Raw genomic sequence first — 16,110 nt, forward strand, 5'->3', positions numbered from 1 at the left:
CTCGAATGCCGCGACATTCAAAACTGTCAGAATGGGGTTGAACTAACCTAAAAAGCCTCGATCTCGGATTAGATCAACCAAACCCGCCAAGGTTTCTTCAACTCCCTGCCCCGAGGTATCCAGCTGCGCCAACGCCTTGCCGTACAACGCCTCACGGCTGGTCAAGATGGATCGTAACTGCTCCATCGCTTCGGGATTGCCGGCCATTGGGCGTTCATCCCCCTGTGCACGGACCCGCGACATGTGTTCATCCGGGCTCGCCTTGATCCAAATGGTATGAAACCCGGTCAACAGGCTGTTGTAGGTCTCTGGTTCACCCACCACACCACCTGCTGCGGCCAGGATCAAACTGTCATGTGTGGCGGTAATCCGTGAAATCGCTTGCGCCTCCAGCTTGCGATATCCCTCTTGTCCATACAGCGCCATGACCTCATCTACCGGCATACCGCTTTGAGCTTCAATTTCCGAGTTCAGCTCGACAAAGGGAAGTCCAAGTTCCTGCCCTGCCAGCGCACCAAGTGTAGATTTACCAGCGCCCCGCAAACCCACCAGACAAATACGCCCCGCACGCAGGTTCGCCTCTGGTTCGGGCGCCAGCAAACTCATCACTTTCTGCTGAGTAGCTACACTGGAACTGCTAAACAAATCACCGACGCGCATTGCATCCGATGTCCACGGGTCCTCTTCACCCGTCAACCACTCAATACGATGATCCAGCGCAATTGCCACACGTTGTAACAACCCGATCGAGATATTACCCTCACCACCTTCAAGCTGAGCCAGATAGCGCGGCGACACACCGGATTGTTCGGACAGAACACGGCGGGAAATACCTTTGCGTTCACGCGCTCGACGAACCCGCTCACCCACCCGCGCGATTAGGGCCGATACCGAAGTGTCGATTTGATCGCTATCCGACACCGAACTGGTCTCGCCGCGGAAATTGGTGATTTCACTCATAAGGTTGCCGAAATGTGTAACATATTGCACGAATCTAAAGCGACTAAGCCGCACGTTCAAACAGAAACCCGTCTAACAGCAGAGAACCTGCATTATTTTGCGGTTACAGGATTACTCAGGCCGGAGGAGTGGGGTCACAATATCGCGAATGTCAGGCGGTGCTGGCTTTGTTGTGAATGTTTCGGGCGCGATGAAAACGCAAACAAATTTGCCCTCAAAGCACAGCTTACCATCCTGCCGCGCATTGACCCGAAACGCGATGGAGCTGCCTCCCAGTTTGCAGGGCCAAACTTCACAGATCAGCCTATGACGCGGTGTCACCGGTGACCGAAAATCAATGCTCATGTGTACAAATGGTGTTCCGGTTCCACGGTCCAACTCCATCTGAAACCAGCCGTCACCGCCTAGAACATGCTCCCACCAAGCGTCGATTGCTTCAAGCGCAAACCAAGGGAGACGACCGGTGTAGGCAATCTGCGCCGGGTCACAGTCGCCCCAGCCAACCCGAATTTGATGGATGAAATTAGCTGGTTCTGTTGATGCTTCCTGCGATGTCATTCAGTAAGTTTCCACATGATATCTTCCGTCGTCACGCATGCTATCTCTCAACTCAGGCCAATTCAAATTGATACCACGGGCGATATCCCTTAAGGCCTCTTCGACCCCCTGTTCCATCGCCTTTAGTCCGCAAATGTAGATATGCCCATTCGGGTTCTGCAACAGCTTTGCCACCCGATCCGCTTCCTCGCGCAGACGGTCCTGCACATATTGTTTGGGCGCATCTTCTTGACGGGAAAATGCAAAATGCTTGGCCATAAAACTGTCTGGGATTTTCTTGAGCGGCCCAAAGTAGGGCAATTCCCCCGGTCGGCGAGCGCCGAACACCAGTGTCATACTGTCCTTGTCCTGCGGCGAGACCCGCTGGCGGCGCATAGTGAAGCCGCGAAACGGAGCTGATCCGGTGCCGGTACAAATCATCAATATGTCGGCCTGTGGATCGCTGGGCATTAGGAAAGTAGATCCAAACGGGCCAGTTAGCTGAACCTCATCCTCCGCCGCCAGGTCGCAAACGTAATTTGAACACACGCCCTGCGGTTCTCGTTTGACCGTCAGCGAAATGTTCAAATAGCCCGGCCGTTCACCGTCGCGAGGGCTTGAAACTGAGTACAGGCGCGGCAAGTGCGGCTGACCGTTGTCATCAGTACCCGGTGGAATGATCCCGATGCTTTGACCTTCGAGAACCGGAAATGGCAAGCCACCAAGATCAAGAATAATATGTCGGACATCGGCATCACTGGTTTCTTCAGTCAACCGATAATTGCCCTGAACTCGTGCGGTGGCCGGTTTGCCAAGGTTATACATATTAATCGAGGGCTTGGAGGCACTGGCCGGGGCTTTGGCTTTTCCACCAGCACCCGCGTGCGCTTTGGCCAACAGCTCTGCCATAGCTTCGTCCAGGGCTTCCAAGCCACTTTCAGCTTCCCCACCTTCGGCAATATCTGCCTGTTCCGGCATTTCCTCCCAAGTGAATTGATCATCAACTGAGTATGGGCTTGTGACCACCCGCCATTCGTCGATCGAACCGGTTGGGCAAACCGGGATACAATCCATGCAAAAGTTACACTTGGACGCGTCAACAACCACATTGACATCATCATGCACGATCGCCTCTTCGGGGCATGTCATCTCGCAGGTATAGCAGCGGATGCATATCTCGGGATCGATCAGGTGTTGCTTTACAGCTTGGGTCATTGGGGCCTGTTGGATTTGCTCAGGATTAGGTCAGGTAGAATTAGTGCATCGATCAATGCCTGACACATACCAGTGCAGTTGGTACAGCCCACACATGGCCCTTTCAGGCCGACAATTTGGTCTGACAGGTTATTGATATTAGGCGTCTCTGCTTTGGTGCGGCTGATTTTCATTGCGAATCCTCCGTGAAGTGAAACAACCCGGCCCCAAAAATGGCGCCGGGTCTGTGGGCATCAGGCCATGTGCAACTGCACGTATTCAAAATCGCCGGGTTTATTATCAATGCCTACTTTCGGCGGCGCAATCCAACTGGCGAATTTGCCCGGCTCCATACAGGGTTTCATCAAAGATTGGATGAAATCGCCATCTGCTTTGGTTGGAAGCCAATCCTTTGCTCGGGCATCCCATTCTTCTTTGGGAAGGATATCACCATCAGGCGAGATGTTAACTGCTGCAAAGACACCAATCTTACGGTGAAAGCCTTCGTGCGGTATGGTCATCTCAAATTCGACCCCCAGTTTGGCAATCAATTTGTTCCAGCGCCCGACACCGCCAGCGGCATCTTTTACATAGTCATCGCGCAACCGCATATTGATCGCAGTCAGTGCTGGGACTTCCTCTGAGACGATACGACCATCTTTGATCGAACGCACCATATAGCTGTCGTTGGTCAACTTGTGATCGTCCTTGATCCGCTGCTCCATGAAGCGGCCCTTGATGCCTGAGTTGAAAGCATTGGCTGCATTAGTCGATACTTCTTGGCCAAACAGGTCCAATGAAAGAGTGTAGTGCAGGTTTAGCTTTTTCTGGATCGTAGGCAGGTCGATGACACCCAAATCACGGATCTTGTCGATGTCATATGGATCAGTAATCCCGGCCTTTTTCATTGCATCACAGGTGGCCTGAATAGTGCGCCCTACCCCGGTTTCACCCACAAACATGTGGTGGGCTTCTTCGGTCAGCATGAACCGGCAGGTGCGGCTGAGCGGATCAAAACCCGATTGCGCCAGGCTCTCTAACTGCATCTTGCCGTCGCGGTCGGTGAAATATGTGAACATAAAGAAGGACAGCCAATCCGGCGTTTCCTCGTTAAACGCACCCAGCATCCGTGGTGCTTCTTCGGAACCAGAAGACCGGATCAGCATATCGTTGGCTTCTTCACGACCATCCCGGCCAAAATACTTTTGCAGCAGGTAGACCATCGCCCAGAGATGGCGACCCTCTTCGACGTTCACCTGAAACAAATTGCGCATATCATAGAGAGACGGTGCGGTCAGGCCCAGGAAACGTTGCTGCTCAACCGATCCCGGTTCGGTATCGCCCTGAATCACGATCATCCGCTTCAGCATATTGCGATATTCGCCTGGGACCTCTTGCCAAGCGGGCTCGCCGTAATGCTCACCACACGGAATAGTACGGCCTTCGACCTGTGGAGCAAGCAGCACTCCCCAGCGATACTCTGGCATTTTCACGTAATCAAACTTGGCCCAGCCCTTGGGATCGACAGAAACCGCAGTGCGCAAATAGATCATGCTTTGCTGGAACTGCTGCGGAATCAGGTCGTTCCACCAGTTAATGTACCCGGGATGCCATTTCTCAAGCGCCTTCAGCACCTTTTTGTCGCTGCTTAGGCCAACGTTATTTGGAATTTGAGTGTCATAGCTAACATTAATCAGGTCGAGCATATTATTCCTCCTACTGGGCGGTGCGTGCAAGCACACACCCTACGGGTTCAAGGTGGGGTGCGTGCTTGCACGCACCGTTGTGTGTCAGACGCGTTCCATGTTGTATTCGCCGCGCTTGCCTGTTCCGTAGCGCTGCAAGGCACCCTCAGGTCCTACTGCGTTGGGACGCTGAAAGATCCAGTTCTGCCAGGCGGTGAGGCGACCGAAGATACGGGTTTCCATGGTTTCCGGACCTGCGAAGCGCAGGTTGGCCTCCATACCGGTCATCGCATCTGGGGAGAAACTGGCACGTTCTTCCATGAAGATCCGCACTTCGTCTTCCCAGTCGATGTCGTCAAAGGCATAGGTGATCAGACCACAGTCATCAGAGGCGTCAGCATCCAATGGCTCGCCCATTTGTTCTTTCAGCGCATCAACGTTTTCCGGATCACCCAGGAAACGGGTTTGCAGGCGGGTCAGACCATTCCCCATTGGATAGCAACCAAAGTTCGACTCACTCAGAGTTATGGTGGCCAGAGCCCGGTTGTCGCCTTCGAACTCTTCTAGCATCATGTAGCTGCGATCGACTGACCACAGCAGTTCAGCCAACACTCCGGCAAAGCAAGACCCATGCTCGACCAGTGCCACCATTGAACGAGACGTCATGTCGACCCGCTTCAACACCCGCTTCCAATATTTCAGGATCTCGTTCGCCAGCCAGTGATCACTGTTGGACAACAACAGTTCTTCATGAGCCAGCAAAACTTCAGGGTGGCCCTGAGTGCGAAACACAACCAGCCCGATTTCACGTTCGTTCAATCGCAGATGCAGCAGGGCATCATCGAATTCGCGAGCCAGCCGCAACATGTAGGCTTCAGCCCCCTGCGCTTGCAAGGCAGCCATGTCAGCCGGAGCAACCTCGTCCGGCCCCTTTAGGGTGATATTGGCACGACCATTTTTACGATCGATATCGACCTCTACCGTGGAATAGGTCACTGAACCATCGTCACCAAAGCTGCGATTCAGCGGTGTTAGTTCAATGCCTGTCAGACCCGATGGCTTAGAACTGGCCGCGGCAAGCTCTGCCGCGCGATCAGTCACCGCTGCGTCAAACTTGGAATTGGCAATCACTTCGTCGACCAGCTTCCAATCTACCGCGCGCTGGCCTTTGACACCTTCTTCAATCGAGCAGAACACATCCGCAAGATCACGGCGCACTTTGCGTTTATCCGTCACCCGTGTCAGCCCACCAGTGCCTGGCAACACCGCCAGCAACGGCACCTCGGGCAGAGCAACCGAGGAAGCGCTGTCGTTGGTCAGCATGATGTAATTGCAGGCCAGCGCGAGTTCGTAGCCACCTCCGGCGCAAGCACCTTTGATTGCTGCCATGTACATCTGCCCCGAATCCGCTTCGGCAGCTTCGAATGTGTTGCGGGTTTCATTGGTAAACTTACAGAAATTCACCTTGTGCGCATGGCTGGCACCGCCCAACATTCGAATGTTGGCCCCGGCGCAGAATACTTTTTCCTTAGCCGATTGCATCACCACCACTTTGACTTCTGGGTGCTCGAACCGCATCCGTTGCACCACATCGGCTAGCTCTATATCAACGCCCAGATCATAAGAGTTCAGCTTGAGCTGGTAGCCTTCAAACAACCCACCATCTTCATCTACATCCATGAACAGGTTGGCGACTTCACCGTCATAGCTCACCCGCCAGTGGCGATAGTTTGACGGGTCAGTTTGAAAGTCAATTATCTGTGTCATCACGCGCGTTCCTTATACCGGCCTTGAATGCAGCATATCGCACTTCAAAGATGTTCGTAAAGCATTTTGTGCACGATAATGCAGAATATACCCACTCAACCTAACCAAACAGTCTACGACACTCACGCAAATTGTGCATAATAATGCAAGGGCTGAACAATTGGAGCTCACAAGCCACCTCCTTCGTCCTTCTCACGGAGTTTGAACCTTTGGATTTTACCTGTGGCCGTTTTAGGCAAGTCTTCCGCGAACTCTACCCAACGGGGGTACTTCCACTTGCCGATCTTCTCTTTGACAAAGGCTTTCAGCTCGGCTGCCAACTCGGGACTGGCATCACCTTCCTTTAACACAATATGTGCTTTTGGTTTTTCCAAGCCTTCCCCATCGCGAACGGCAACGACAGCTGCCTCCAACACCGATGGGTGCGAGACCAGAGCCTGTTCGACTTCAAATGGCGATAGCCAGATGCCCGAAACCTTGAACATATCATCCGTACGACCGCAGTAGATGTAGCGCCCTTGTGGGTCGCGCTCGTATTTGTCGCCGGTGCGGGTCCATTCCCCTTCAAAAGTTGCTCGACTTTTGTCTCGCTGGTTCCAGTATCCCTCTGCCGCCGAGTCCCCACGCACCAACAACTCACCAATCTCGCCCTGCTCAACCTCATCTCCCGCCTCATCTGCCAGGCGCAACTGATATCCAGGCACTGCCACACCCGAGGTTCCATAGGTCACGTCTCCCGGTGCGTTAGAGAGAAAGATGTGCAGCATCTCAGTGGACCCAACGCCATCCAGAATATCAACGCCCCAGAGATCTCGCCATTTTCGCCCGACATCTTTGGGCAGCGCTTCACCAGCTGAAATACAGCACCTTAGCGACGCATCTGGTTTGGCTGCCAATTCGAGTTTCGCCAATGTAGCCGCATAGAGCGTTGGCACGCCGCAAAATATTGTTGGTTGCTCGTTTCTCAGGATATCCAACACAACATCAGGCGTTGGGCGATCATGGAACAGGATCGTTGTCGCACCCACCGCCATTGGGAAGGTCATCGCATTGCCCATTCCGTAGGCAAAAAATAGTTTGGCGACTGAAAACACCACGTCAGTCTCACGAATTTGAAGCACTTGCGCGCCATATGTCTCAGCAGTGGCCCGCAGCGCCCCATGCACGTGCCGTACTCCTTTGGGCTGTCCAGTCGAACCCGAAGAGTAAAGCCAGAATGCTGTTTCATCCGCAGAGCAGGTTACCGCCTGCAGCGGATCTGCACCCGCCATGAATTCGGCCATGCTAATGGTGCCTTCGGGAGCTTCGCCACCGATGACCACAATCTGCTTCAATTCAGGTACGATCTGGACAGCGGCCTGTACCACGGGCCATAGCTCTACACTGACAAACAAAGCACTGGCGCGACTGTCACGCAAAATGGCTTCGTAGACCGAGGTTGCAAGCAGGGTATTAATGGGCACCGGTACCACACCAGATTTGAGTGCACCCCAAAAGATCTGTGGAAACTCGATCGTGTCCAACACCAGCATGGCTACGCGCTCTTCACGCGCAATACCTGCGCTACGCAATGCTCCGGCGATCAAGTCACTGTCTTTGGCTAATTGACCGTAACTTAAACTGCGTCGCTTGCCGGCAGCCTCACGAAAGGCAATTTTGTCTGAGCGTTCCTGACGGTGGCGGTCAACGAAGTAGCTGGCTGCATTTGAGCTGGCTGTCATTTGTAATTCTCCCTCTACGACGGCCGGATCGTGTCTCCGGCAATGTACCACCCTCCCCGATGATACGCATTCGAAGGGCCATAATGCACCCGCTTCAGAGATATGCAACATATTGCGCAATTTTCATGCATGATAATGCATCATAATTTCACGCGAAAATACTTGGCTGCTGACAAACTGTCGAAAACAACAGCCCATGAATGCTGTGAGCAAGCACCAAGTCGGGCCGCTCCAAGTTCATCTTGTCAACATGAGGTCGAAGGCATGACCAATCCGCAACGTGTAATCACCGATTACTCATTGCGGATTGGAGACTGTAATCTATCTGGTCAGTGCATCAACATGAGTGGCAGCAACGTAATGACTGGGAACAGCACCAGTATGACCACACGGATCAGGTCTGAGGCGACAAAGAACATCACCGCCTTGTAAGTGTCGATCATCTTGGTCTTACGGTCCATCGCGTTGATGATGAACAGGTTCATCCCAACTGGTGGAGTAATCAAGCCAACCTCAACCACGATCAGAACCAGAATACCAAACCAGATGGCAACGTATTCTGCCTCGATCCGGTTTGCCATGCCTTCAGTCACCCGAATGCCCAACTCTTTCATTTGGTCGCGGGTCAGCTCCATACCGCCTGCAATAGCCTCTTGTATCGAGGCAAGCATCCCATCCGCCATGCCGTCGGGCACCCCGGCATTTAGCACTTCCATCGCTGCGCTCGCCTGCATGGCAGGAAGCGAGACCATGTTAAAGTCCATTGCCGAGATCACCGGAAAGAAGATTGGAATGGTCAGAAGAATCATACTGAGACTGTCCATTAAACAGCCAAACAGCAGATAGAAAACCAGGATCAGCGTCAGTACCATCCATGGGCTAAAGCCTTGACTGACAACAAAGTCAGCCAATTCTTGCGGCACCTTTGTTAGGGCCAGAAAGCCATTGTAAAAGCCCGCACCCAGCACGATGAAAAAGATCATCGCAGTTGAGCGAGCCGTGACCATAAAGCTATCAGTCAAACTCTCACGATTCAGGCCACCATTCAGCCAGGCAATCAACCCGGTGCCAAAGGCCCCCACTGCAGCACCTTCGGTCGGGGTAAACCAACCCAAGTAAATGCCTCCAACAACCAGACCAAACACCATCAACACTGGCCAAACCTTGAACAGCGCCGCAAAGCGTTCGCCCCAGGGAACTGCTGGTCGTGTGCCAGCAGATTCGGGAAACAGGCGAACATAAATAGAGATAACAATCACGTAGCCGAATGCCGCCAACAAGCCGGGAATAAAGGCCGCAAGAAACAGTTTAGCAATGTTTTGCTCGGTCAGAATGGCGTAGATCACCAGCACTACCGAGGGTGGGATCAAAATACCAAGAGTACCACCAGCCGCCAAGGTAGCCGCTGAAAATCCGCCTGCATAACCATATTGCTTTAACTCCGGCAGCGCCACGCGCCCCATAGTGGCCGCAGTGGCCAGCGAACTACCGCAGATCGCGCCAAAACCAGCACAAGCACCAATGGCTGCCATCGCGACACCACCTCTGCGGTGGCCAAGAAACCCCTCGGCTGCCTTAAACAGGGCGCTGGACATACCGCCGAGTGTCGCAAAGTGTCCCATCAGCAAGAACATCGGCACGATGGTCAAGGAATAGGAGGAAAACGTCGAATAGGTCTCGTTTTTAAGGCGACCAAACGCCACGAGTGTACCGTCTGTGACGATCATCAGCCCACCCAGACCAACAAGAAACATCGACAGGCCAATGGGGACGCGCAGAAAGATCAGCACCATCAGGAGCGGGAAAGAGGCAATTCCGATTTCAAGAGCAGTCACTGTTCAGTCTCCACGCCGTCCCAGATCAGGATGCGGCCGGTAAGAAATTCGAAGGTGCGAATTGCACCCATGTATAGGCCAACTATGGCAGCAACCACTGCGGCAACCAGACTGGCGGCATAGGCCCACCAGACAGGGAATTCGAGTAGGAACGAAGTTTCACCATTGTTCAGTTTGCTAATCATCCCAGCCTCAAGTCGCCACGCGATGAGAACCAAAACTCCAGCAAAAACAATTTCGGTCACCATGCGCAAAAATCTATTTACACGAGCCGAAAAACTATTCGCCAGAATATCAACCGATGCGTGCCCTGAGGTGATTTGACAAAGCGGTAAGAAAGCGAAGATAGCAAAGGCTACACCTGCTTCAACCAGTTCAAAATCTCCATTGATGGGACCAACACCAATCGCGATCATCCACTCAGCCAATTCAGGCGCCATGCCCTGCATGAGGTTGCCGTGAAAAAATCCGTTTAGCAGGCGACCGGTTATTGAAAGACAGGTCAGAAAAATCAGCAGCGTGAGAACTAACCCACCGGTAGCAGCCATGAACCTGGCCAGCTTTAGCATGAACTTGTGCATAGTTACGCATTCCTTTCGCGTCACAAGTAAGGCCGCGGCGAAGTCATCGCCGCGGCCCTTTGATGAGTACCAGACTTACTTCGAGTACTTCTCGATCAGCATAGTTGCTTCGTCGATCAACGCCTGACCGTCGATACCTTTTTCAGTCATGTCAGCCAGCCATTTATCATAGATAGGCTGAGCCCGCACACGCCATTCGGCAGTTTGCTCTGCATCCAGGGTGATGACATTGTTGCCCATGTCCAGTGCCATTTCACGCGAAGGACCATCGGAATCGGCCTGCGTACCACCGGCAAACACTGAGAATTCCAAGCCCGAGTTGTCATCAATGATCTGCTGCAGGTCAGCAGGTAGACTATCAAATTTGGGCTTGTTCATCGCCAGAACGAAAGTCAGCGTGTAAAGCGCCTTACCAGTGAATTCGGTGTGGTTTGTGACCAGTTCTGGAACTTTCAGCGCTGCAGTGACTTCCCATGGGATAGTTGTACCGTCGATCACACCTTTGGACAGACCTTCAGGTACCGCTGGAACTGGCATACCAACTGGAGTTGCGCCAAGTTCGGTCAGTAGTGAGTTGACCGAGCGCGAACCACCGCGGATTTTCATGCCACGCAGATCATCAGGTGTTTCCACTGGATCTGAAGTGTGGATCATACCAGGACCGTGAACCCAAGTGCCGAGGATTTTAAGATCCTTGAACTCGGTGTCCTTCATGTGGGTTTCGAACATTTCCCAATAGGCGCGTGACACAGCACGGGCGTCGGTCATCATAAATGGAAGTTCGAACACTTCTGTCGACGGATAGCGGCCTGGGGTGTAGCCAACCACAGTCCAAACAATGTCGGCAACGCCATCAATGGCCTGATCCATCAGCTCTGGCGGCTTACCACCCAGCTGCATGGATGGATAACGGTCGATCTTGATGCGGCCTTCGGACGCTTCTTCGATCTTATCCGCCCAGACATCCAGGATCAGTTTTGGCACATTGGCCTGTGCAGGCAGAAACTGGTGCAGTTTCAAAGTAACTTCCTGCGCCATTGCTGATGATGCGCCCATCGCCATGATGGCTGCAGCACCAAAGGCGCCGAGTAGCTTTCTCCGAGTGGTCATGTGATTCCTCCCTAGGACCGTTGTCACGCAATATAATGCCTTCATTTTTGAAGTTTGCAATATAATGCCAAATTATTCTCGTTTCTTTCTCCCAAAGGCCGCGTGCCCTGCTCTACAGAGCTGCCGCCACCTATGTCTGGTTCATAAAACAAACCGGTTACACACCTGCTATTAGGCGCATTTGTAACTATCAACCATGAACATGCATTTTCCAATCAACAAAGTTTCCGGAAACTTTGCCGCAAGCAAACAATATTTCAAGCTTCATCTCAAATCCGTCAAACTCAGGGAAATAGGGTCAAGCCCATCGATCCCACCCTCAATGATATCGCCGGCGACAACTGGGCCGACACCTGCTGGAGTACCGGTAAGGATCAGATCGCCGGGGCGCAGGTGATAGAACTGCGATAAATGACAAAGGATCTCTTCGACCGACCAGACCAGTTCGGCCAATGTCGCATCCTGACGGATCTCGCCATTAACGTTCAGAAATATCCGCTGCGCGTCGGGAGATCCCCATTCCTTGGCGCGGGTCAACGGCGCCATAACTGTGCCGTTTTCGACATCCTTACCGAGATCCCACGGTCGTTGTTTTTGCCTCTCTCGAATTTGCAAATCACGTCGTGTCATGTCCAATGCGCAGCCATACCCATAGATCGCCGCGCGCGCCTGCTCGGAAGTGGCACGAAATAGCGGCGCGCCAATGGCCAGGGCCAGTTCCATTTCATAATGGAAATTGTCGGTACCAAGTGGATAAGGAGTCTCTGCTCCGCTTAGAACCATGTTGGCTGGTGACTTTGTAAAGTAGAACGGTGCCTCGCGGTCGACTTCGACCCCCATCTCTGCGGCATGAGCAGCATAATTTCGTCCCACGCAAAAAATTCGCGCAACTGGGTACCCCGCCTCTTCATTTCTTACCGGTACCAAAGGTACTTCAGGTAGTTGAAATAGAGAATTTACCATTGATCGCACTCCTCACCACAGCGGCTTGCGGAATTCATAACATGGCAACCAATGGCCTGCACCCTTGTTCATCCGCACAGGTAAACTCTAGTCGGTCATAATCACATCCAATGGATCATGTTCTGCAACAAAATGAGCTGGGTTTATCTCTTGCAGCTTGGGTATATATCCGATTTCCCCAGTATTCAGTCGGCTGGGCAAAAACCGAAGTGCAGCAGACGGATCTAAAGGAGAGGGTAGCTCGCCTGGTATTTTAAGGCGGTTTCGAGACCGCTCAATATCCGGGTCCGGAATTGGCACTGCCGAAATCAAAGATTTAGTATAGGGGTGTAGGGGTTGCGAACAAATCGTTTCACCATCCGCCAGCTCAACCACGCGTCCCAAGTATAGTACCATGATCCTGTTAGAAATCGCCCGCACCACCGATAGATCATGACTGATGAAAATCATCGCAAGACCAAATTCAGCCTGTAAATCACGTAAAAGTTGAATGATCTGCGCCTGAATAGACACATCCAACGCCGATACCGCCTCGTCGCAGATGATCAATTTGGGCTGGTTGATCATGGCCCGAGCAATACCAACTCTTTGGTTCTGCCCCCCTGACAGTTCGTGTGGGTAACGGTTAAACAGATGCCGCTCCAAGCCTACCTTTTCCATCATTGCCGCCACGTGCTCTTTTCGCTCACGAGTGGTCAGGTCGGGTCGATAAGTAAGGAGTGGTTCAGCAATAGACGCAGAAATCGTCATCCTCGGATCCAAGCTGGCCAGAGGGTCCTGGAAAACAATTTGGAGGTTTTTCCGGTACTTGTTCAGTTCGGACCGCTTCAAGCCTACAATTGGCTGACCCAACCAACTCACACCGCCGCCGGTAGGTTCTATCAGTTGCAAAACTGCTCGTGCCAGGGTGGATTTCCCACAACCACTTTCCCCCACCACACCAAGAGTTTCACCCTGACGGATTTCAAAACTGACCCCGTCCACTGCCTTGAGCGGGACATGACGACCAAACAACCCGCCTGACATTTTCATCTGGAAATGAACTTTGACGTCATCAACCCGCAGGATTGGTTCAGCTTTGGCCTCGAACATCTGTGGCGCGTCAGCTGCATCAATGCGGGGCATCGCTTCTAACAAGGCACGCGTATAGGTGTGTTTGGGGGCGTGAAAAATCTCACGAACATCGCCATCTTCAACAAACTCGCCCTGTCGCATGACCTGGATGCGATCACACATCCGAGCGACCACCCCCATGTCATGCGTAATCAGTGCAATTGCAGTGCCCTGCTCTTTTTGCAGCCCAGCCATAAGCTCGAGTATCTCTGCCTGCACAGTCACATCCAGCGCCGTTGTAGGTTCATCGGCAATCAACAGTTTCGGATTACACAGCATAGACATGGCAATCATAACCCGCTGGCGCATACCCCCAGACAATTCGTGCGGAAACTGATCCAATCTGCGCGCAGCTTCGGGGATCCGAACCCGATCCAACCACTCGAGGCAACGTTGCCGGGCCCCCTTGCCGACAATCCCCTCGTGAACCTGCAGAACTTCTCGCATTTGATCGCCGACACGAAGATGAGGCGTCAGCGCGGTTAGGGGATCCTGAAAAATCATCCCAACATCACTGCCACGAATGTGATTTAATTCGGGGATGGCCAAATTAAGGATCTCGCTGCCATTCAATTTAACAGAACCACTCGCCCGCCCATTTGGCGGCAGCAGTCCCATCGCCGCCATAAAAGTCTGGCTTTTACCCGATCCACTTTCACCTACGATGCCTAGACATTCACCTGGCTGGATATCAAAGGAGATCCCTTTGGCTGCGGCCACGGCCCCATCTGGTGTGGAAAATTCAACGCTGAGGTCTTTTACACTTAGCAGGCTCATAATCAGCGGTCCTTGGGGTCAAGCGCGTCACGCAGACCATCACCGATGAAAAACATAGTGATAATAATGGTAACGTAAAAAAATAGGGGAAAGGCCAGTTGCCACAGTGTGCCATAGGCCATCGTACCTGCACCTTCGGAAATCAGACTGCCCAACGAAGTATAGGGCTCCGAAACCCCCAAACCGAGGAAGGAGATGAAACTCTCCGCCAAAATCATTTCGGGCACCAACAACGAAGCGTAGACGATCACCACCCCCAACAAATTCGGTAGAATATGTCGATACATGATGGTGATCTCACTGACGCCAGAGGCTCGTGCAGCTTCGATGAATTCTCGGTGCTTCAAGGCGAGTGTTTGCCCCCGTACGATCCTAGCCATGCTAAGCCAACTGACCGCACCAAGGGCGATAAACAGCATAAAGAAGGAGCGGCCAGCGACCACCAGCAATAGTATAATGATTAAGACAGTGGGGATCGCCATTAGTATGTCCACAATTCGCATCATGATGTTGTCGGCACGGCCACCAACAAAACCAGAAATAATGCCGTAAATCGTTCCAACAAACAGCGCCATTGCAGCGCCAACCAATCCGACTAGTAATGATGTTGTGGTCGCCTGAATGACCCGGCTGTAGAGATCCCGCCCCAAGTCATCGACACCAAAGTAGTGTCCCGTCGCAAAGGATGGCATTCCCCGCTCCGCAGCGCTCCCCATGATGTCCCAGTCAATTTCTTCATTGTTCCATTGCGCGAAGTAAGGTCCAAAAATGGTGAAGGCGACGATCAAGGCTAGGATTAAGACGCAGGTACGCGCAGCCCGGTTTTGTACAAAGCGCGTGCGCGCATCCTGCCAGAGCGAACGCCCCTGAACAGCCGTGAAATCAGTGACTTCTTCGGCCAGTTGGGCGGATTTTTGAGAGCTTCCAAACATGTTGCGCCCCTTAATATCGGATCTTGGGATCGAACCAGGCATAAGCCAGGTCGGTCAAAAGGTTCACAACTACGGTAAGAGTACCGTACAAAATCGTGACTCCCAATAGCACTGCGTAGTCGCGCGACAAGGCTGAGCCAACGTATGCCTGCCCCAAACCGCCGGTGGAAAAATAGATGTCGACAAAGACCGAGCCGGTCAGAACGTAAACAAAAACCGGCCCGAGGTATGACACCACAGGCAACAAGGTAGGTTTCAGGGCATGCCGCCAGATTACACTGCGAGTTGGAAGCCCTTTGGCCCGTGCTGTGCGTATGAAGTTCGAATTCAGCACCTCAAGCATCGAACTGCGGGTGATCCGGGCAATCGATCCCATGTAGGATGTAGACAGGGCGATCACTGGCATGATCAGGTATTGCCACTGCCCCCCATTCCAACCTCCGCCCGGTAACAACCCAAGCCACAGGGTAAACGTCAGAATCAGAATTGGCCCCATAATGAAATTTGGCAACGCCTGCGCGGCGATACCCAGCCCCACAGCAACGTAGTCGATCCATGTATTGTGCCGGATGGCTGCGGCAATCCCTAAGGAAATCCCAACAACAGAAGCCGCGAGAAACGATAGAGCACCATAAGTGAGCGAGATCGGAAAGCCCTGCGCAATGATGTCATTTACATCGCGATCTTTGAACTTGAAGGACGGGCCAAAATCAAAGTGAAAGATAATGTTGAAGAGATAATCATACAGCTGCTTCCACAACGGTTGATCCAAACCATATCGTGCTTCGATATTGGCAAGCACCTGTGGTGGCAGTGGACGCTCTGAGGTGAACGGACCACCCGGCGCAAAGTGCATCAAAAAGAAGGATGCTATGATTAAAACAAGTATAGTCGGGATGGCGACAAGGAGACGCCGGATAATATAGGCGATCATT

14 protein-coding genes are annotated in these 16,110 nt (G+C 52.7%); all 14 read right to left on the reverse strand.

Annotated features, from left to right (window positions below; translation table 11 throughout):
* Nucleotides 1-42: 42 nt before the first annotated feature.
* Complete coding sequence (locus GO984_RS11705) at nt 43-960, reverse strand: helix-turn-helix transcriptional regulator (protein WP_157022711.1); 918 nt, start codon at nt 958-960, stop codon at nt 43-45.
* A 111-nt stretch (nt 961-1,071) separates the two neighbouring features.
* On the reverse strand, nt 1,072-1,518 hold the full coding sequence (locus GO984_RS11710; RefSeq protein ID WP_157022712.1) for an acyl-CoA thioesterase: 447 nt from the start codon (nt 1,516-1,518) through the stop codon (nt 1,072-1,074).
* Nucleotides 1,519-2,712, reverse strand: coding sequence for a benzoyl-CoA 2,3-epoxidase subunit BoxA (gene boxA, locus GO984_RS11715; RefSeq protein ID WP_157022713.1), 1,194 nt, complete (start codon nt 2,710-2,712; stop codon nt 1,519-1,521).
* Complete coding sequence (locus tag GO984_RS23360; protein ID WP_167740306.1) at nt 2,709-2,885, reverse strand: hypothetical protein; 177 nt, start codon at nt 2,883-2,885, stop codon at nt 2,709-2,711. Before GO984_RS23360 ends, boxA begins: the two co-directional genes overlap by 4 nt.
* A gap of 60 nt (nt 2,886-2,945) precedes the next feature.
* Nucleotides 2,946-4,397, reverse strand: a complete 1,452-nt coding sequence (boxB, locus tag GO984_RS11720; RefSeq protein WP_157022714.1) for a benzoyl-CoA 2,3-epoxidase subunit BoxB — start codon at nt 4,395-4,397, stop codon at nt 2,946-2,948.
* A gap of 84 nt (nt 4,398-4,481) precedes the next feature.
* Nucleotides 4,482-6,143: a 2,3-epoxybenzoyl-CoA dihydrolase gene (boxC, locus tag GO984_RS11725; protein WP_157022715.1), complete on the reverse strand. Its 1,662-nt coding sequence runs from the start codon at nt 6,141-6,143 to the stop codon at nt 4,482-4,484.
* A gap of 167 nt (nt 6,144-6,310) precedes the next feature.
* Nucleotides 6,311-7,864: a benzoate-CoA ligase family protein gene (locus GO984_RS11730; protein ID WP_157022716.1), complete on the reverse strand. Its 1,554-nt coding sequence runs from the start codon at nt 7,862-7,864 to the stop codon at nt 6,311-6,313.
* 329 nt (nt 7,865-8,193) lie between these two features.
* Nucleotides 8,194-9,699, reverse strand: coding sequence for a TRAP transporter large permease subunit (locus GO984_RS11735; protein ID WP_167740307.1), 1,506 nt, complete (start codon nt 9,697-9,699; stop codon nt 8,194-8,196).
* Nucleotides 9,696-10,280 carry a TRAP transporter small permease gene (locus GO984_RS11740; RefSeq protein WP_157022717.1) on the reverse strand — a complete coding sequence of 195 codons (585 nt, stop codon included), beginning with the start codon at nt 10,278-10,280 and terminating at the stop codon, nt 9,696-9,698. The genes GO984_RS11735 and GO984_RS11740 overlap by 4 nt, the downstream gene beginning before the upstream one ends.
* 75 nt (nt 10,281-10,355) lie before the next feature.
* Nucleotides 10,356-11,390: a TRAP transporter substrate-binding protein gene (locus tag GO984_RS11745; protein ID WP_138162838.1), complete on the reverse strand. Its 1,035-nt coding sequence runs from the start codon at nt 11,388-11,390 to the stop codon at nt 10,356-10,358.
* 264 nt (nt 11,391-11,654) lie between these two features.
* Nucleotides 11,655-12,353 carry a fumarylacetoacetate hydrolase family protein gene (locus GO984_RS11750; protein ID WP_157022718.1) on the reverse strand — a complete coding sequence of 233 codons (699 nt, stop codon included), beginning with the start codon at nt 12,351-12,353 and terminating at the stop codon, nt 11,655-11,657.
* A gap of 87 nt (nt 12,354-12,440) precedes the next feature.
* A complete protein-coding gene (locus GO984_RS11755; RefSeq protein ID WP_157022719.1) occupies nt 12,441-14,243 on the reverse strand; it encodes an ABC transporter ATP-binding protein in 1,803 nt (600 codons plus the stop codon).
* Between the two features lie 2 nt (nt 14,244-14,245).
* Nucleotides 14,246-15,175: an ABC transporter permease subunit gene (locus tag GO984_RS11760; protein ID WP_157022720.1), complete on the reverse strand. Its 930-nt coding sequence runs from the start codon at nt 15,173-15,175 to the stop codon at nt 14,246-14,248.
* Nucleotides 15,176-15,185: 10 nt separating this feature from the next.
* Entirely contained in the window at nt 15,186-16,109 is a 924-nt protein-coding gene (gene oppB / locus GO984_RS11765) for an oligopeptide ABC transporter permease OppB (protein ID WP_138162834.1), read from the reverse strand.
* Between the last annotated feature and the right edge of the window lies 1 nt (nt 16,110).

This window comes from Parasedimentitalea huanghaiensis (assembly GCF_009753675.1).
In the GTDB taxonomy this organism is placed as follows: domain Bacteria; phylum Pseudomonadota; class Alphaproteobacteria; order Rhodobacterales; family Rhodobacteraceae; genus Parasedimentitalea; species Parasedimentitalea huanghaiensis.

Coding starts and splice junctions, on each gene's coding strand:
- GO984_RS11760 (WP_157022720.1), bottom strand. CDS start 15,175: ATGTTTGGAAGCTCTCAAAAATCCGCCCAACTGGCCGAAGAAGTCACT.
- GO984_RS11755 (WP_157022719.1), bottom strand. CDS start 14,243: ATGAGCCTGCTAAGTGTAAAAGACCTCAGCGTTGAATTTTCCACACCA.
- GO984_RS11745 (WP_138162838.1), bottom strand. CDS start 11,390: ATGACCACTCGGAGAAAGCTACTCGGCGCCTTTGGTGCTGCAGCCATC.
- GO984_RS11740 (WP_157022717.1), bottom strand. CDS start 10,280: ATGCACAAGTTCATGCTAAAGCTGGCCAGGTTCATGGCTGCTACCGGT.
- GO984_RS11730 (WP_157022716.1), bottom strand. CDS start 7,864: ATGACAGCCAGCTCAAATGCAGCCAGCTACTTCGTTGACCGCCACCGT.
- GO984_RS11710 (WP_157022712.1), bottom strand. CDS start 1,518: ATGACATCGCAGGAAGCATCAACAGAACCAGCTAATTTCATCCATCAA.
- boxC (WP_157022715.1), bottom strand. CDS start 6,143: ATGACACAGATAATTGACTTTCAAACTGACCCGTCAAACTATCGCCAC.
- GO984_RS11750 (WP_157022718.1), bottom strand. CDS start 12,353: ATGGTAAATTCTCTATTTCAACTACCTGAAGTACCTTTGGTACCGGTA.
- oppB (WP_138162834.1), bottom strand. CDS start 16,109: ATGATCGCCTATATTATCCGGCGTCTCCTTGTCGCCATCCCGACTATA.
- boxB (WP_157022714.1), bottom strand. CDS start 4,397: ATGCTCGACCTGATTAATGTTAGCTATGACACTCAAATTCCAAATAAC.
- GO984_RS11705 (WP_157022711.1), bottom strand. CDS start 960: ATGAGTGAAATCACCAATTTCCGCGGCGAGACCAGTTCGGTGTCGGAT.
- GO984_RS23360 (WP_167740306.1), bottom strand. CDS start 2,885: ATGAAAATCAGCCGCACCAAAGCAGAGACGCCTAATATCAATAACCTG.
- boxA (WP_157022713.1), bottom strand. CDS start 2,712: ATGACCCAAGCTGTAAAGCAACACCTGATCGATCCCGAGATATGCATC.